Source organism: Hymenobacter perfusus (genome assembly GCF_003944765.1).
GTDB classification, from domain to species: Bacteria; Bacteroidota; Bacteroidia; order Cytophagales; family Hymenobacteraceae; genus Hymenobacter; species Hymenobacter perfusus.
Window position 1 is genome coordinate 391863 of record NZ_RWIU01000001.1, and the last position, 16123, is coordinate 407985.

The 16123-nt window shown below is 56.7% G+C and carries 18 protein-coding genes; 10 read left to right on the forward strand and 8 right to left on the reverse strand.

From position 1 onward, the window contains the following. Positions 1–42: 42 nt before the first annotated feature. Positions 43–1551 (reverse strand): hypothetical protein, encoded by a 1509-nt coding sequence (locus tag EI293_RS01655; protein ID WP_125435097.1) that lies wholly within the window; start codon positions 1549–1551, stop codon positions 43–45. A 390-nt stretch (positions 1552–1941) separates the two neighbouring features. Between EI293_RS01655 and EI293_RS22005 the strand changes: the two genes are divergently transcribed. The 5 genes from EI293_RS22005 to EI293_RS01675 all read left to right on the forward strand — a co-directional run bounded on the left by EI293_RS22005 (position 1942) and on the right by EI293_RS01675 (position 6402). Then, complete coding sequence (locus EI293_RS22005; RefSeq protein WP_170170197.1) at positions 1942–2100, forward strand: hypothetical protein; 159 nt, start codon at positions 1942–1944, stop codon at positions 2098–2100. 78 nt (positions 2101–2178) lie between these two features. Continuing rightward, a complete protein-coding gene (locus EI293_RS01660; RefSeq protein ID WP_125435099.1) occupies positions 2179–3906 on the forward strand; it encodes an ABC transporter substrate-binding protein in 1728 nt (575 codons plus the stop codon). 45 nt (positions 3907–3951) lie between these two features. Continuing rightward, positions 3952–4953, forward strand: coding sequence for an ABC transporter permease (locus tag EI293_RS01665; RefSeq protein WP_170170198.1), 1002 nt, complete (start codon positions 3952–3954; stop codon positions 4951–4953). Beyond that, positions 4950–5915, forward strand: a complete 966-nt coding sequence (locus tag EI293_RS01670) for an ABC transporter permease (protein WP_125435103.1) — start codon at positions 4950–4952, stop codon at positions 5913–5915. The genes EI293_RS01665 and EI293_RS01670 overlap by 4 nt, the downstream gene beginning before the upstream one ends. Before the next feature lie 274 nt (positions 5916–6189). Then, the gene (locus tag EI293_RS01675) at positions 6190–6402 is read left to right on the forward strand and encodes a hypothetical protein (protein WP_125435105.1); all 213 of its coding nucleotides are present in this window, start codon (positions 6190–6192) and stop codon (positions 6400–6402) included. 144 nt (positions 6403–6546) lie between these two features. On the opposite strand, the gene EI293_RS01680 is transcribed toward EI293_RS01675, so the two are convergent. Both EI293_RS01680 and EI293_RS01685 read right to left on the reverse strand, forming a co-directional pair. Then, a complete protein-coding gene (locus tag EI293_RS01680; protein ID WP_125435107.1) occupies positions 6547–7455 on the reverse strand; it encodes an SDR family oxidoreductase in 909 nt (302 codons plus the stop codon). Between the two features lie 6 nt (positions 7456–7461). After that, complete coding sequence (locus EI293_RS01685) at positions 7462–8103, reverse strand: peptidylprolyl isomerase (RefSeq protein WP_125435109.1); 642 nt, start codon at positions 8101–8103, stop codon at positions 7462–7464. A 218-nt stretch (positions 8104–8321) separates the two neighbouring features. On the opposite strand from EI293_RS01685, the gene EI293_RS01690 reads away from it, so the two are divergent. Then, positions 8322–8939, forward strand: a complete 618-nt coding sequence (locus tag EI293_RS01690; RefSeq protein ID WP_125435111.1) for a DUF2238 domain-containing protein — start codon at positions 8322–8324, stop codon at positions 8937–8939. Positions 8940–8970: 31 nt separating this feature from the next. Here EI293_RS01690 and EI293_RS01695 read toward each other — a convergent pair whose 3' ends face one another. The 5 genes from EI293_RS01695 to EI293_RS01715 form a co-directional block, all read right to left on the reverse strand. Continuing rightward, entirely contained in the window at positions 8971–9318 is a 348-nt protein-coding gene (locus tag EI293_RS01695) for an NTF2 fold immunity protein (RefSeq protein ID WP_170170199.1), read from the reverse strand. 127 nt (positions 9319–9445) lie between these two features. Continuing rightward, positions 9446–10381, reverse strand: coding sequence for a hydroxymethylbilane synthase (gene hemC / locus EI293_RS01700; RefSeq protein WP_125435115.1), 936 nt, complete (start codon positions 10379–10381; stop codon positions 9446–9448). 179 nt (positions 10382–10560) lie between these two features. Continuing rightward, a complete protein-coding gene (locus tag EI293_RS01705; protein ID WP_125435117.1) occupies positions 10561–11697 on the reverse strand; it encodes a DNA polymerase III subunit in 1137 nt (378 codons plus the stop codon). Between the two features lie 47 nt (positions 11698–11744). Then, complete coding sequence (locus EI293_RS01710) at positions 11745–12983, reverse strand: GlmU family protein (RefSeq protein ID WP_125435119.1); 1239 nt, start codon at positions 12981–12983, stop codon at positions 11745–11747. 174 nt (positions 12984–13157) lie between these two features. Continuing rightward, a complete protein-coding gene (locus tag EI293_RS01715; RefSeq protein ID WP_125435121.1) occupies positions 13158–13403 on the reverse strand; it encodes a type B 50S ribosomal protein L31 in 246 nt (81 codons plus the stop codon). 198 nt (positions 13404–13601) lie between these two features. Here EI293_RS01715 and EI293_RS01720 point away from each other — a divergent pair, with 198 nt between their 5' ends. The 4 genes from EI293_RS01720 (at position 13602) to EI293_RS01735 (ending at position 16050) form a co-directional block, all read left to right on the forward strand. Beyond that, the gene (locus tag EI293_RS01720) at positions 13602–13994 is read left to right on the forward strand and encodes a hypothetical protein (RefSeq protein ID WP_125435123.1); all 393 of its coding nucleotides are present in this window, start codon (positions 13602–13604) and stop codon (positions 13992–13994) included. A 165-nt stretch (positions 13995–14159) separates the two neighbouring features. Next, positions 14160–14750, forward strand: coding sequence for an RdgB/HAM1 family non-canonical purine NTP pyrophosphatase (rdgB, locus tag EI293_RS01725; RefSeq protein ID WP_125435125.1), 591 nt, complete (start codon positions 14160–14162; stop codon positions 14748–14750). 158 nt (positions 14751–14908) lie between these two features. Continuing rightward, a complete protein-coding gene (locus EI293_RS01730; protein WP_125435127.1) occupies positions 14909–15535 on the forward strand; it encodes a uridine kinase family protein in 627 nt (208 codons plus the stop codon). A 167-nt stretch (positions 15536–15702) separates the two neighbouring features. Next, entirely contained in the window at positions 15703–16050 is a 348-nt protein-coding gene (locus tag EI293_RS01735; protein WP_125435129.1) for a hypothetical protein, read from the forward strand. Positions 16051–16123 lie beyond the last annotated feature (73 nt).

A 16123-nucleotide genomic window follows, 5' to 3' on the forward strand; every position in this document is an offset into this window, starting at 1 on the left:
CGATAGTAAACCTACTGTCGGGCCTTCAGGTATTAGGGCCTGTTATATTCTGTTGCGCTCTGCCTGGTCCAGTGCTACTTGTTCCGTATTGAGCTGCCGCAGAATACCCAGTGTCAGGTCCCACAGGTCTTCGTACGGAATAATCTCGATTTCACCGTATGCCTGCCCGGGTTGCGGAGCAGCCTGCAGTTTTTCCAGAATAGGTGCCCCTTTTTTCTCGCATACCTCCAACGCAAAATTCTCCTTCACTGTCATCAGCAACAACCTGAAAAACAACTGACTGCGCAAGGTAGCCGGGTCGCGCAGGTGGCGCTGCTCGTACTTACGCAGTCCTTCCAGCCGTGCCAGCAGTCCCTCAATGTCGCGCCGCCGCAGAAAGTACAGGAACTGCAGAATCAGAATGGCTACGTTGTAGCCCTGTTTGTCGCGGCTGTAATCCGGCACTTTCTGGACAAACTGGTTGAAATAGCGCATTTTGAGCGGAGACTGTTCCGGCCGGACAAATTGGATATACGCCTCATATAGTTCCCACCGCTGCTGGGCAGCGGCCCGTTGCTTGCCGTAGTACGTGTTTTTACGGGCCTGCAACAGCAAATCAAACGCCTGACCGTACTGTTGGGCATGTACGGCCAGCAGCAGGTACGTTTCCAGGAAGTAAAACCAGTTACCGGAGGAATGATGAAAATCCTTGAAGTATTCTTCTGCCAAGGCTAAGCCCTGTTTGGCTTTGCGACACTGTAGGTGCGCATATACGCTCATGTAGTTGTTGAAGCGCTTATCAAACCGTTTTTCGTTGATTTTCCCCTGCTTGCGGGCCTTTTCCGTACTCGAAGTTATCTTGATAATTTCCTGATAGTTACCTACCAACTCTTCCTTAAACAGCTTGGCCGAATACAGGAAATGGAAGGTACTGTAGCTCTTAACTTCTTTGTGAATTTGTTCCAGCCGGTGCTCGTATTCCGGCAGTTGAGTCAGCATAAACTTCCTTGATCTGACCTTCTGATTGAGAACCAGCTTCATGGACGAGTACAATTGTTCTGCCTCATCTTCCAGCTGCATGCGGGTTTGCATCTTACTTAGCTCCCCGGATATCCATTTGTACTTGGCAGGCCGCCCCATCTCCATGTACAGGGTACGTAAGGATTTGGCTCCCATTATGCTATAAGCTGTAAATTCTGCCTCGGCCGATACTTTATAAAACTTGCGAAACAGCTTCTCAGCCAGCGGGTATTCCCCTTCGCCCAGCAGGATTTTAGCCTGGTGCAGAAGCCCCAGACAGTACAGGTCATAACGCCTGGATACAATATGCCGGGGGTCTGACTGGTCCAGAAAGTAGAGGTGATTCAGGAGCTTCTGCTGTACTCTGGACTTGAGCTTACGGAATGTAGTTTGCGTCTTAGCATCTGTTTTGCCATATAGGCTTTTTATTAGCTGATTTTGGGTAACTACCTGATCCTGTTCCAGTAATTTGACCAGCTGCAGGTCTTTATTCAGGGAGCGTTTATCCGAAAAATCCAGGAACGGCAGCACTGCCAATCTTCTATCTGTCACAATTCTCACTAAGGTTGCCAGTTCATTCATGGTATAAGTGTCTTTATTCGGCTCTAATGTGGCAATATAATGGGTATTATTCTGTGATTTTCAATGTCACAAAGCAACGCATCTATGCCTTTTATATATGCCGCCCATCGTCGCAATTTTGTATTTGTAAAAATGGGCTCTTTTAGGAAGCTATATGTCACAATTTGCTTTAAAATGTCGCGCCTTATTTCAAGCCTTCACGCTATACAAGCCCATTAACCCCCGCATTATTTATCCGTTTAGGCCCGCAATCTGTACCAATATGTAGTCACGTTTAGCGCGGGTATTTCCTTTACGCGGGCTGGTTTGGAGCCCACCTTTGTGCTGTTCAATAACCTGAAACACACATACTTCCAAGCCATGCTAGAGCTCATCACCATCGTCCTCGTTCAACTCAGCAGCCTCACTTTTACCGCTTCTGAGCCCACTTCCAACAGCACCGACACCACTACCCCTACTCCTCCTACCGGCACTACCACTACCATCCACGGCGCCGGCGGCTGGGGCGATAATCACTAGTCAGCCCCGGTAGGGCCTTTGCCGGCCTGTAAAACGTGGTAACTTGCCCGGGCATACGCCCTTCGCAACTACCCGTTCATGAAGCACCTCTTCTCTGGTCTGATCGTGCTGCTGTGGGGGAGCTTGTTTTACTCCTGCTCCCCCCGCGCTGCAAACACAGATACCGGCACGGTACGCATCCACTGGGTCAGAGACCCGGAAAACCTGGATCCGCTTGTGGTGGACAACTCAAGCGCCTATGAAGTGGCCAACCTGACGAATTGCAGCCTGCTTTGCGGCGACGATTCCACGCAGGAATTTGTTCCTTGGCTGGCGGAGTCGTTTCCGGCAGTTGAGCAGCACGGCGATACACTGCTGGTAAGCTACCGGCTGCGGCCAGAAGCCGCCTGGGATAATGGTACGCCCATTCTGGCCCGGGATGTCGCCTTCACCCTGAAGGTGATGAACTGTCCGGGGCTGCCCATTGAGATGGACCAGGCTATGTTTGGCTTTGTGCGGGATATCAGACTACATCCCACTGACTCCCGGCAGTTTACGCTCGTGTGCCTGGGGGCGTCTCCCGACCACGTCCGGACTTCTGGAGATTATTCTATTCTGCCGGAACACATTCTGGACCCTGAGGGGGAGTTGCGTACGATACCGTTGCCCCACATGGCACGAACTGCAGCCACTCCGGTCGTTCAGGCTTTTGTTAAGCGGTATCAGGCGTTGCAGTTGGCCAAGCACCCAGAGCGGCTTCCTGGCTGTGGGCCGTACCGCGTCAGCAGTTGGCAGAATGGTCGTTTTCTTGTGCTTGCCCGTAAGTCCAAGTGGTGGGCTGATGCCCTTCCGGTACCACCTCGCCAGCTTCAGGCCTTTCCAACCCGGCTGATTTACCAGATAATTCCGGATGCAACGACGGCAACGCTGGCTTTACGCCGGGGCGAATTGGATGTGTACCCAATGATGCCGGCGGGCGAATTTGCCCGCTTGCAGAAATCAGCAGCGGCGCAGCAGAGCCTGACGTTTTCCTCCACGGATTCCTATGATTGCCTGGCTGTCAGCTTTAACGTGCGCCAAGCCGTGCTGCGGGATGCACTTACCCGCCAAGCTCTGAGTTACCTGTTTGATGCGCCGACGTTGAACAGGGCCACGCAGCAGGGAACTGCCCGGCTAAGTGCCGGCCTTATCAGCCCCCGTATCCGGCAGTATTATTATGATAGTCTGCCGTTGCCCCGGTTTGACTCCCGGCGGGCGGCGGCCCTCTTGCGAGAGGCGGGCTGGCAGCAGCAACAAGCCGGTGGCTGGCTCCGGTCTACCCGCCAGAATTCTCGTGAGCCGTTACAGCTACGGCTGCATTACCGCGCCGGAGAATCGGCTTTTGAAACCATTGGACTGCAATTTCGGGCGGCGGCGGCAACGCTGGGAATTCCCGTGGAGCTGTACCCTACTGAGCAGTCGTTGCTCACCCGTCAGGTGCGGGCCGGTGCCACCGATTTGACATTGCGCACTCTCACCGGCAACCCCTTTTCGTACGATTTTACGCCCCTGCTGCATTCGCGTGGTATCGGGGCCAGCAATACGTCCGGTTTCTCCAATACGCTGAGCGACCAGCTTATCGAGCAGATTGCCACTACCGAAGATCCGACCCGGAAAAGAAAGCTGTTGCGGAAATTTCAGCGCTTCCTCCAGCAGGAGCGTCCATTCACGGTTTTGTACTTCCTGCCTTACCGCATTGCCGCCGCCAAGCGGCTGGGCAAACTGCCGGTTACCGGTATTAGGCCCGGCTATGCGGCAGCGCGTATTCGGCCGGTTAGCACCCGCTAAGCGCCCATGATCAGGCGCGCGCTACGTCAGGGGTTGCGAGGTATTTTGCTAACCTGGCTTACCCTATCTACCCTATTTCTGGCCACCCGGGCGGCTACCGATAAAGCCACCCTGATTCAGGGCACGCTGGAAGGCAATGCCCGGGTGAGCGGCTTGCCCGAGCAACTGGCGCTTACGCAGCAGCTACTACACCGCTATAATCTGGATAGGCCACTATTCTACCTTGCCTGGCAGCCTGCCGCTGGCTGGCAGTGGCATGGCAGCCACAATCAGTACCATCAGTGGTTGCTCCAGTTGGCACAGGGCAGTCTGGGATATTCTTATCAGGAAGACGCGCCCGTGATGCACCTGTTAGGCCGGGCTTTACGCTATACGTTGCCGCTCACGTTGCTGGCCGCCGGCTTCAGCTTACTGCTGGCCGTTCATCTGGCCCTGTGGGTTAGTTGCCGGCCAACTGCCCGCAGCTTAGTACTTGCTGTGCTGCACGCATTACAAAGCATCCCCTTATTTCTGCTTGCGGTCTGCCTGTTATTACTCCTGGCCAACCCCGATGTAGTAGCCTGGTTTCCGGCTTTTGGGCTGGGCGATGCAGAAACGGAAATAAACTGGCTACAGCAGCCCGGCTATTTGCTATACCACCTCACGCTACCGGTGCTCAGCCTGGTGCTGGTGAGCTTACCGGCCTTGACTATCCAGCTGGATGGGGCATTGCAGCAGGAACTAAGCCAGAAGTATATCGTAACCGCCCGCGCGAAAGGAGCTTCCCGCTCGCGGGCGGTACGCCAGCACGCGCTGCGCAATGCACTGCTGCCATCCATTACCCTACTTACCGAGCTGCTGCCCAGCCTCGTAGCCGGTTCGGTTGTAGTAGAAGTACTGTTTGCCTTGCCCGGTATGGGCCGGTTGCTGGCTGAGGCCGCCGCTACTCAGGATTATCCCGTGCTGGTAGGTGCCGCCGGTCTGACGGCGCTGGTACGCCTGCTGGCCCAGGCCCTGGCCGATATGCTGTACCAAATGGCAGACCCTCGCATCCGATTGTCCCAATGAGAGTTGCCGCATTATCTACCCAGCAGCCCAGGCATTGGTGGCTGGCGGTGGGCTGGCTGACGCTGGTGTGCCTGGCCGCTCTACTGGCTCCCGGAGCTTCCTCCCCCCCCGATTTCGCTCAACTCAGCCAACCGCCATTCCTGAATGCACGCCACTGGCTGGGTACCAACGCGCAGGGCCTGGATGTAGGGCAGGCGTTATTACAAGGTGCCCGTACGGTGGTGGTAGTAAGTGTACCCGCCACGTTGCTTACTTTTTTGTTAGGGGCTGTAATGGGCAGCCTAGCAGGGTTTCTGCAGAATACCCGCTGGCAGGCTTCTCCTCAACTGTTGCTAAGCATTCTGCTTCCACTGGTTTCGAGCGTAATTATCGGGCCGCGCTGGCTGGTTGCACAACTCCTGCTGCTGCCTTGTCTGGCCATGCTGCTCTGGCTGGGAGGCCGTCAGGTATTCCGAGGCTGGCGGGGTGTGCCTGTTCCCGTTGACACGCTGGTGATGGGAATGATTTCGCTGCTTGATTCGCTACCCTTGCTGGTACTGGTGCTGATTGCGGCCGCAGTGCAGCGACCTTCCCTGAGTGGCTTGTTACTATTGCTTAGCCTCACCTGCTGGACTACGCCCGCCCGACTGATGCGAGCGGCCACTTTGCGGGTAAAAGCCCTGCCGTACGCCGAAGCAGCCGAAGCGGCGGGCTTGCCAGCTACTCAGATTATCCGACGTCACATCTGGCCCAATACGTGGCAGGTTCTGCTCACCCGGTTTCCTCTCACGGTGGCCATGCTTATCGGGTTTGAGACGACGCTTTCTTTTTTGGGCGTGGGCCTCCCACCTGAAGTACCCAGCTGGGGTCGGTTACTGGCCGGTATCCGCCAGTCTCCCACCGACTGGTGGCTGCTGGCCTGGCCCGGTCTGGCTTTATTGCTCACTATTTTGAGTTTACAGCTGCTCGCCCGGCGAAAATGAGCACCATCTGATGTCACAAATCAGCATTTTATTGCCATTCATTTCCGATCATCGGCGGAGTTCATGAGTAATAATCCCCTCTATTTCAATAGGAAAACAGCAATATTCATTAAATACAATAGAAATAATACTGTTTTATAGCAAAATCAATATAGTCACACTAACACAAGAAGTGTCCTTTACACGAGCTCTTATATGCTATAATATTGTCATATGGAACGGCAAGCGCAACAGGGCTGAGGGTTTCAGCTAACTCGCTTTGTCACCCATACTCATGAGAACCTATCTCGCCAAGCGTCGTCAGGAAATTGCGCTGCGTCTGCAGTTGGAATTCGCCCGTCAGGCGGCGGGTAAAGCTCCGGGGTATCTGACGATTGATGGAGAATCGGTGTCATACGACTTAGGCCTGGCTGCTCTAAATAGTGGCAGTGCCTTCTTGATTGGCGGTTTACTTGTCGGGCTGGTAACGCCATCCGACGATTTTTAAGAAAAAATAATTTCAGTACGAAGATCCTGCGGCTGCTCGCAGCATGCTTCGTCACTGTAAGGTTGTTGCAATAGGTGTGTGAAAATCCCGTGGGCGTTGTCTACGGGTTTTTTGCGTTATAACCGTTCCTGATTAGGACTTCGGCTAGAGTGCTTCCATAGCCTGAACCGCTACCAGCGCAATGCCTTCTGCGAAGGACCTCGGGTAATAGCCCAGGTCACCTTCAGCCTTACTGATAACAAAGCCGGTACGCAACGGACGCTTTGCCGGCTGCGAAAAAGTACTGGCATCAACGGGAGTAATCAGGGCCACATTAAGGCCAAAAAAAGCAGCTACCTGCATGGCCATTTGGTACGGCGTATACAGTTCCCGGCCACTGAGGTGGTAGATTCCGGTAGCGTTATGACGGGCGGCCAGCCAGCAACCCTGCGCCAAGTCTTCGGCCAGTGTAGGTGTCCGGAACTGGTCGTTTACTACGTTGATGGGCTTGCCGGCCTGCAGCGAGTCGCGCACCCAAAGCACAATATTGGTGCGACCGTACTCGTGGGCAACGCCGTACACCAGCACCGTGCGCAGAATTGCCCAGGGAGTCTGGCAGTGTTGCACCAGTTGCTCGGCCGCCAGCTTGCTCTGTCCGTAAAAATTCACCGGTGCGGGCTCCGCATCTTCCCGAAGCGGCCCTTCGATACCGCTGAATACGAAATCAGTGCTTAGGTGCAGCAAATGGATGTGCTGTTGCTCACAGGCCTCCACCAGATATTGAACGGCTGTCACGTTTTGCTGCCAGCATTCCGCCTGCTGGAGCTCACATTCATCCACGTTGGTCATGGCGGCCGTGTGCAGCAGATGAGAGGGCTTTTCCTGCTGCAGTACCTGCTGCACCTGCTCCCGATTGGCGACATCCAACGCAACAAACCGCACTTCCGGGTACAGGGCGGCCATTTTATTAGCTCCGCGAGAAGTAGCAACCACTTCTACCCCAGCCTGCTGCTGCAGCAACGCAATAAGCTTCTGACCCAGCAAGCCATTGGAACCTGTTACGAGAATCTTCATGACGGCTTAGTACTGGTAGCCGTAAAGCTCCGTGATTTTCTTCTTTTTGAGCTTATCCACCGTCACGGTCATTTTAATATCCGTGACGGGGCGGTTGCGCTCGGCTACGGCCTGCCGGGCAATCTGGTCCACCACGTCCTGGCCGCTGATAACCTGCCCGAACACGGTGTACTGCCCGTCAAGGTGGGGCGTACCCTGCGGGTTCTGCACGATGTAAAACTGCGAGGGGCTGCTCTGACGCTGCGGATTCACAAAATCGGGGGTGCGGGCGGCAGCCACTGCCCCGCGCTTATGGCTCAGCTCCGGACGAATTTCGGCCGGAATCAGTTGGGCATCGGCCGTGCCGGCCCCGTCGTTACCGGGGTCATCATCCTTGGAATTTGGGTCGCCGCCCTGAATCATAAAGCCGGGAATGACGCGGTGAAATGTAGTGCCATTATAAAACCCACTGGCGGCCAGCTTCAGGAAATTGGCTTTGTGTAAAGGCGTCACCTCGAACAGCACCAACCGGATGGTGCCCTGCGGCGTGCTAATAGTAACGACCTGATCTTTTTTGGTTTTGCGCGGACCCTTGGCTGCTTGGGCAACCGATACCATCAAACTCAGCACTAAACCGACCCAAAGGGTACGGCGAAAAATAGTTTTCATAGGAGACGGGAAAAGCGGAGCCACAAAATTACGCGGTTTCAAGGAGCTTGGCCGCCTTTTGCCCATTTCGCCGGTTGCCGCCAGGCTGTAATCGGCAGTTCTGCTACTGCTATCAAGTCAGGCCGGAAGTCAGAAAAGGGGGAATTTTCGACCGGATACCGGCTCGGGGGCGGGTTTTACGTATGCTGCCCCGAACTCAACCTTTCCCCTCCCTTCGCATGACTGCACTTCTTACCCCAACCCGTACGCATTGGTTTCCCAAGCTGTTACTGGCCATTTACCTACTCGAATTCGTGGTGTTGGGCATCAGCCCCGCTGAACGGGGCACCTGGTGGGCCGAGAACGTGCCGATTTTCTTGATTGTAGTGGTGCTGGTAGTATTGTACCAGCGTGGCGTACGGTTCTCGAATCTGGCGTATGGACTGATGAGCGTGCTCATCTTCATGCACACGATAGGCGGCCATTATACTTTCGAGAAAGTACCGTTCGACTGGTTCAACAACCTGTTCGGCTTTAAGCGCAATATGTACGACCGGGTGGCGCACTTTTCGGTGGGCTTTTATGCCTATGCGCTCATTGAATACCTTGACCAGCGCGACCTTATCCGCACGCGTTTCCTTAGCTATCTGCTGCCGCTGTGCGTTATCGGCACGGTAGCCATGAGCTATGAGCTGATTGAATGGGTGTATGCTGAGTTGGCAGGTGGCGACGCCGGGGCCGCCTTCCTGGGCAGCCAGGGTGACATCTGGGATGCGCAGAAGGATATGTTGGCTGATACCAGCGGGGCCATTTTCGCGCTGCTTTTATACACACTGTTTGGTAGAGGGAAGCATTAGTTATGCTCCGACAGACAGCATAAGTGTGAGTTTATTCACCGTGGGTTAAACGCAATACTCGGCCATCCTTAGCATCCAAAATCACTTCAAAAACACCTCCTATTGTCACGTGTTTGTCGGTATCCACAATAGCTTCTTTCATAGAACCCGTGACAACCCAGTAACCATCAATATACATGACGTTATATGGCCGTTCGTCTCTCACTTCTTTCTCACCAAATTCACTGAATGCGAGTGCTTCGGCAATAGTAATTGCCGTATTCGCGTCACGAATAGCAGCATGAGCAGGGAGCCGAATATCGACAGGCTCGTTCAACATCCTATCTGTTATAGCTCTTGCTTGCTTCAAAAGCTTTGGAGAAAACTTCTGAGCATCCATGAATTCTGATCTGGACGTTTGTTCATCTTTTTTATTACACGACGAAGTGAATAGACTGGCCAAGACAACAATTAATAACCTCATGCATAACATCTTACTCATAGTAGCCTTGCTATAAAGTATATAGTTACTCCCGCTCCCGCCGGATGTCATCCAGAATTTGCTGGCCGCCGCGCCCCAATACACTTTCTGCCACCTGAATTCCGAGTCGCTCCGCTTCCGCGAGCGGGGCAGTGCTAGTTTCCTCAATGAACTGCTGACCGTCGAGGCTAATGAGGCCGCCGTGGAGCTGTACCGTCTGGCCATCGGCGGTAAGGGTAGCCAGCGCGAAGCTGGGAATGCTGCAACCACCTTCCATCGTACGCAGGAAGGCCCGCTCAGTAGCCAGGCACACGTGGGTGGCGGCGTGGTCGAGGATGCGGTGCAGCTCGGCTTTGAGGGCCGGCTCCAGGTTGCAGGCACATTCAATGGCTACGCTGCCCTGGCCGGTGGCCGGTACGTACTGCGTTTCGGGCAGAATATGGGTGATGAACCCATCATACTCCATCCGGTGGACGCCGGCGTAGGCCAGCACAAGGGCATGATACTGGCCTTCTTCCAGCTTACGCAAGCGGGTTTGCAGGTTGCCGCGCGCCTCGGCCGTGGTAGCATGAGGCAGAAACCGCCGCAGCATGGCCTTGCGGCGGGTGCTGCTGGTGCCCAGTACCAGATCGGGGCGCTGCAGGTCCAGGTCCGGGTCAAAGCTTACTACCACATCGTTTACCCGCTCCCGCTCCATAAAGGCCAGGAGTTCCAGATCGGCCGGAATAGTGCTCTGCACATCCTTGGCACTGTGCACGGCAATATTAATATGACCGGTACGCAGGCTCTCTTCCAGCTCCTCGGTGAAAACTCCCTTAGAACCGATTTTATCGAGCGAGCGGTCCAGCACCACGTCGCCTTTGGTAGTGATGATGACGATTTCCGGGGTGAGGCCGGCGGCTGTCAGCTGGTCGGCTACATGGTTGGCCTGCCACAAAGCCAGTTTGCTGCCGCGCGTACCAATGCGAATGGAAGTTTTCACTTGGAAATAGAAACGTAAAATGAGAAACTTGAAGCGGCGCGGCACCTGCGGCTCATGCCGCCACAAAGATACGCTGCCCTCATTGCCCGACTGACTATAGCAGTTTTAACACTGGCTATAGTATTTGACCAAGCTGTACTTTCAGCGTTTTAGAAGCTACAGGGTACTATCCTGACAGCTCAAGCCTGCCGGAGCAACTCGGCTACGCGTAAGGAGATGTCCAGAAAAATCATGCGCGGGTTGGCATTACGCTCCACATGGTAATGCGCCTCGTTGAGTTCCTGGGCCAGCGGCGCAGCATTACGGGGCGTCACGAAGCGGCTGAAGTTCTGCACAAATGCCTGCTCCTGCGTGGGCAAGTGCGGCACCAACTGGGCATCGAGGCCGAACAGCAGCACCTTGCGCACCAGCGTGAGGGCGTATTGCAGAAACTCCTTCTGGTTTTCGCGCCCCAGCTTCTGAAACTCGTCGCTTTTCTCCAGCATCTCGGCCACTTTGTTGCCGTAGCAGGTGCGCATCCAGTCGGTAAAGAGCCGGAAGTAGTCGTGCTCAGCGGCCGTAGCACCCTGCGCCGCCAAGGCTTCGCCAATGTTGCCCTGCGTGAGTTGGGCCAACTGGTGAGCTTTCATCTCGGGCACCTGCCGGGTATCGTGCAGCCAGGCGGCCAGCTCCGGCTCGGCCACGGCCCGCACCACCACCGGCTGCACCCGGCTGATGATGGTGGGCAGCAGTTGCTCAGGCGCATAGCTCACCAGCAGAAATACGGTGGCGGGTGGCGGTTCCTCCAGCAGCTTCAGCACGGCGTTGGCGGCGGCCGGGTGCATCAGCTCAGGCAGCCAGATGATGACCAGCTTGAACCGAGCCTCGAAGGCTTTGAGGCTCACCAGCCGCAGCAGTTGCACGCTTTCTTCCTTGGAAATGCTGCCCTGCTTGTTCTCAGCCCCGATGTGCTGCATCCAGTCGTTGAGGCCCTGGTAGGGGCTTTCGAGCACGAAGCTGCGCCATTCCGCCCCGAACTTGCTGGTCACCGCCTCCTTCGCCACGGCCTTGGTGGTGGTCACGGGCACGATGAAGTTGAGGTCGGGGTGAATGAGCTTGTCGATTTTCTGGCAGCTCGGGCAGTGGCCGCAGGAATCCTCAGCCTCCGGCGTGCGGGCCTCGCAGTTCAGAAATGCCGCGTACGCCAGGGCCAGGGCCAGGGCCGCCGAGCCCTCAGCCCCGCGAAACAGCTGCGCGTGGGCCACGTGGTTGCGCCGCACGCCGCCCAGCAGCATCTGCTTCACCTGCTGCTGACCGGGAATTTCGGAGAAACGCATTGACAGAGAAGTATCAGGTATAAGCGCGAAAGGCTATTTCATATGCTCTACAACTCTACTCCCGCTTGCGGAGCTGCTGGCGTAGTCCGCTCCCACACCCGGTCCTTGGCGGTGGCGTCGTAGACGTGCTGCATGATGCCTTGCTCCACGGCATCGTAGGCCAGTTGGCGGCGGGCCATTACGCGTTCCGCTACTTCGGTTACTTTGGGGAGCTTGAAGGTTTCGAAGCCAGCAGCGCCGCCCCAGCTGAAGCTCGGGATGAAGGTGCGGGGAAAGCCGGCCCCGAAGATGTTCGCCCCTACGCCCACCACCGTGCCGGTGTTGAACATGGTGTTGATGCCGCACTTACTATGGTCACCCATCATCAGGCCGCAGAACTGCTGGCCGGTATTCACGAAGCGGCCCGCCGAGTGACTCCAGATTTTGACCGGCGCGTAGTTGTTCTTGAGGTTGCTGGTGTTGGTATCGGCCCCCAGGTTGCACCACTCACCAATGACGGAGTTGCCCAGGTAGCCGTCGTGGCCCTTGTTGGCGTAGCCCAGCAGGATACTGTTGCCCACTTCCCCCCCCACTTTCGAGTACGGCCCCACGGTGTTGTCGCCGCGCATTTTGGCCCCGGGGTTGATGTGGCTGCCCTCGCAAAGGGCCAGCGGCCCGCTGATAATGGCGCCCTCGTGCACCTGCGAGTTACGCCCCAGGTAAATCGGACCGTTTTCAGCGTTGAGGATGGCCGCCCGGATTTTCACGCCCGGCTCGATGAAGATATTTTCCGGCGCGTACACGATGGTATGCGCGTCGCCGATGGGGGCCGAGGTGCGGCCGGCCGTCAGCAGCGCAAAGTCGCGGCGGATTTCGGCCCCGTTGCGCAGGAATAGGTGCCAGACCTCCCGGATGACGGTCACGGGCTCGGCCACGTCGCGGGTTTTCTGGAAGCCTTCCTGGATCAGCTCGGCCACCTGCGTGGCGTCCGCTAAATGGGCTGCCACCAGCAGTTCGCCATCAAACAAGGCCTCGCCGGGTACTAGCGCCTGCACCTGACGGGTGAGCAGGTCATCGGGGCACACGGCCCCGTTGATGACCAGGGCCGGCCCCTGCGTGTTACCGGCCGGAAACTTCGCCTGCAGATAGTCCTGGGTCAGGTACCCGACCTGCTCGACGCCCAGCCGGTGCTGCCACTTTTCGGCCAGCGTGAGGATGCCGCAACGCAGCGCCGCCACGGGCCGGGTAAAAGTAAACGGCAGCAGGTGAGGCCGGATGGCAGGGTCATCAAAAAGCAGAACGTGCATATTTTTCTTCGCGGTTAGCTACTGGCGGTTAGCTGATAGTTCCGGCGGCCGGGTTCAGCTACTGGAAGCATGAGGGCGTAAAAATGGCAAATAAAAAACTCCCTCCGGGTTTGGGAGGGAGTTCTTTAAGAAAAGCTAACAGCCGGCAGCTACCTGCTGGTAGCTTACGAAAAGCTATTTCTTCTTGTAACGGGTCATGAACTTTTCTACGCGGCCAGCCGTGTCGAGGAGCACGTTTTTGCCAGTGTAGAAAGGGTGCGACTCCGAGCTAACTTCCACCTTGATAACGGGGTAAGTCTTGCCATCCTCCATCGTGATGTTCTCAGCAGAGTTCATCGTGGAGCGGGTTACAAATTTGAAGCCGCTGGAGGTGTCCTGAAACACGACTTCGCGATACTCGGGGTGAATGTCTTTTTTCATGGTCGTAGTGCCGTTTGTACCTTGGTCCCGGCCGATTTTGCGGAAGGGACTGCAAAAGTACACGTTACGTCCGAATTTCAAAAGCTCTTTCCTCCTTTTCCGCGCGCCCAGTCAGACTTAACACTGGCATCACGTACTTTATGGCCGGATACCTGTATACTTACTCCATCTTTGCTACGCTGCTATTCCGCCGTTTCTATGCCCCGAACCGCTACTGCTCTGCTTGTCTTGCTGCTGCTCTCTGCGTTGGCGTATGGGGCGGGCGTTACGCTGTTCCGGGCCCAGACCCAGGGCGACAGTGTGCATCTGGAGTGGAATGCGGCCCATGAGCCGGGCGTCAGCGGCTACGACGTGTACCGCCAGGATTACCCCGCTGACGACTTCGACCGACTCGCCCGCCTGAGCCCCACCGCCCAGCCCCACTACCTCGACCAGAACGTGTATCGCACCACGGCCGGGCGCGGCCCCGTCATCTACCGCCTCGATGTGCATACGGCCACCGGCCTGCGCACCTTTCATACCACGCCCACACCAGCCGAGGAAAGCATGATGGTCCGCTCCTGGGACACCATCAAGCTCATGTTCCGTTAGGGAGTAGCTGAGTAAACGGAGTAACTAAGTAATTTTACGACTGAGTGGATTTGCGGCGCAACACATCCGTTTCGTCTGTTTGCGCGTTGTTGCGGCCGTTTCGGTGAAACGAATACTGGCACAGGGCCACATCTTACTCAGCTACCCAATTACTCTCCCTACGCCATGCGTCTTTGCTTTGCTTCCAACAATGCCCACAAACTGGATGAAATCCGGCCGCTGCTGCCCGCATCAGTCGAGTTGCTGAGTCTGGCCGATATCGGCTGCACCGAGGAACTCCCCGAAACCCAGGATACGCTGGAGGGCAACGCCTTGCAGAAGGCCCGGTACGTGTGGGACCATTTCGGCGTGACCTGCTTCGCCGATGATACCGGCCTGGAAGTTAGCGCGTTGGCTGGTGCGCCGGGCGTGTACTCGGCCCGGTACGCCGGCCCCCAGCGCCGCGCCGAAGACAACGTGCAGAAACTGCTGCACGAGTTGCAAGGGGCTGCGGACCGCAGCGCGCAGTTCCGCACGGTAGTGGCTTTGGTGCTTTCGGACCAGGAAGTACACACGTTTGAGGGCGCAGTAGCCGGGTATATTACCGAGCAGCTTCAGGGTACCGAGGGCTTTGGCTACGACCCCATATTTCAACCAGCGGAGGGAGATGGCCGCACGTTTGCCCAAATGACGCTGGCAGAGAAAAACGCCATCAGTCACCGTAGCCGCGCCGTAGGCGGGCTCGTGCAATTTCTGGCGGGCGCAGGTGCTCAGTAGCGCAACGGAGGTTTAGCCTTTACCCGGCCTTGCACCGGTCAAAACAGGCGACTTATCGGTATGCTCGCTTTACAATTTCAGCATTTGGCCGGCAGCCTCCGCTAGATTTCTTACTTTTGCAGGGTTGGCCCTTCCGGTACGGGCCTATTCCCCCCACCATGCAACACCCCTTCATCGTCGGTATCACGGGCGGCAGCGCCTCCGGCAAAACCACCTTTCTGCGCCGGCTGCTGGCTTCATTTCCCGAGGAAGAAATCTGTCTGATTTCGCAGGACAATTACTACCACCCCCGGGAAAACCAGTCGGTAGATGCCCAGGGCGTCACCAACTTTGATTTACCCGGCAGCATCGACTCGGCGGCCTACGCGGCCGATGTGCTGCGCATCAGTCAGGGCCTGGAAGTGCGTCGCCAGGAGTACACCTTTAATAACCCCAACGTGGTGCCCGCCGAGCTGATTTTCCGGCCCGCTCCTATTGTGGTGGTAGAAGGCATCTTCGTGTTTTACTTTGAGGAAGTAGCCAAGCTGCTTGATCTGAAAGTGTACATCGACGCGCAGGAACACGTGAAGCTGCAGCGCCGCATCGTGCGCGACCGGGACGAGCGGGGCTACGACCTGGCCGACGTGCTCTACCGCTACACTAACCACGTAGCGCCTACTTATGAGAAGTACATCCAGCCGTTCAAGCAGGACGCCGACATTGTGATTCCCAACAACCGCCACTTCGAGAAAGGCCTGGACGTGCTGGTTTCCTTTCTACGCAGTAAGGTAGCCGCCGCCAATTAGTTGTACCAGCCTTAGCGTGCAGCCCCGCCACAAAGCGCCTCCGACGACCTCGGAGGCGCTTTTTTTACCCGGTTTCTGGGCTGCGGAAACAGCTTTTGCAGCCCCGGACGCAAAAACCTATATTTGTAGCTCTTACCCCCGCCACGTTGCTTTTCCTCACCGCGTTTTTGCCTCGCCTGCGTTTTGCCCTCATCACAGCCACGTTGCTGATGGTGCTGGGGCTGAACCACCAGGCCGTGGCTACGCTGCGAGTGCTGCCCGCCGGCCACCAGGCCCGTGTGGATGCCGCACCGCGCACGGCCGTGATAAAGCAGCGCGTGAACCTCGAAGCTACTTCACCGCTGAGTTGGGTGGTGGCTCCGGTGGCCGATGCCTGGCTGCCGTTTCCGGTGCTGCTACCCATTTCGCGGTGGCTGCCAGCCTGCCCCACAGCTCCCCGCTCCCGCCCCAGCGCCATTCCGGACGTTTTCCGGACGCGACTCCTGCAGGCTGCGCTGTCGCCCCAGGCTCCTTAGCGGGCGGGGTCAATTTTCCCATTTTCTGCGCTATTGTTCCAGCCTCACCGCCTGCTGACGCGGGTGGCTGTAT

What these genes read in the sequence shown, in the direction of transcription:
- EI293_RS01690 (WP_125435111.1), top strand. Translation starts at nt 8,322, where the DNA reads ATGACTGCACTTCTTACCCCAACCCGTACGCATTGGTTTCCCAAGCTG.
- EI293_RS01730 (WP_125435127.1), top strand. Translation starts at nt 14,909, where the DNA reads ATGCAACACCCCTTCATCGTCGGTATCACGGGCGGCAGCGCCTCCGGC.
- EI293_RS01710 (WP_125435119.1), bottom strand. Translation starts at nt 12,983, where the DNA reads ATGCACGTTCTGCTTTTTGATGACCCTGCCATCCGGCCTCACCTGCTG.
- EI293_RS01705 (WP_125435117.1), bottom strand. Translation starts at nt 11,697, where the DNA reads ATGCGTTTCTCCGAAATTCCCGGTCAGCAGCAGGTGAAGCAGATGCTG.
- EI293_RS22005 (WP_170170197.1), top strand. Translation starts at nt 1,942, where the DNA reads ATGCTAGAGCTCATCACCATCGTCCTCGTTCAACTCAGCAGCCTCACT.
- EI293_RS01715 (WP_125435121.1), bottom strand. Translation starts at nt 13,403, where the DNA reads ATGAAAAAAGACATTCACCCCGAGTATCGCGAAGTCGTGTTTCAGGAC.
- EI293_RS01670 (WP_125435103.1), top strand. Translation starts at nt 4,950, where the DNA reads ATGAGAGTTGCCGCATTATCTACCCAGCAGCCCAGGCATTGGTGGCTG.
- EI293_RS01685 (WP_125435109.1), bottom strand. Translation starts at nt 8,103, where the DNA reads ATGAAAACTATTTTTCGCCGTACCCTTTGGGTCGGTTTAGTGCTGAGT.
- EI293_RS01675 (WP_125435105.1), top strand. Translation starts at nt 6,190, where the DNA reads ATGAGAACCTATCTCGCCAAGCGTCGTCAGGAAATTGCGCTGCGTCTG.
- EI293_RS01720 (WP_125435123.1), top strand. Translation starts at nt 13,602, where the DNA reads ATGCCCCGAACCGCTACTGCTCTGCTTGTCTTGCTGCTGCTCTCTGCG.
- rdgB (WP_125435125.1), top strand. Translation starts at nt 14,160, where the DNA reads ATGCGTCTTTGCTTTGCTTCCAACAATGCCCACAAACTGGATGAAATC.
- EI293_RS01680 (WP_125435107.1), bottom strand. Translation starts at nt 7,455, where the DNA reads ATGAAGATTCTCGTAACAGGTTCCAATGGCTTGCTGGGTCAGAAGCTT.
- EI293_RS01695 (WP_170170199.1), bottom strand. Translation starts at nt 9,318, where the DNA reads ATGGATGCTCAGAAGTTTTCTCCAAAGCTTTTGAAGCAAGCAAGAGCT.
- EI293_RS01660 (WP_125435099.1), top strand. Translation starts at nt 2,179, where the DNA reads ATGAAGCACCTCTTCTCTGGTCTGATCGTGCTGCTGTGGGGGAGCTTG.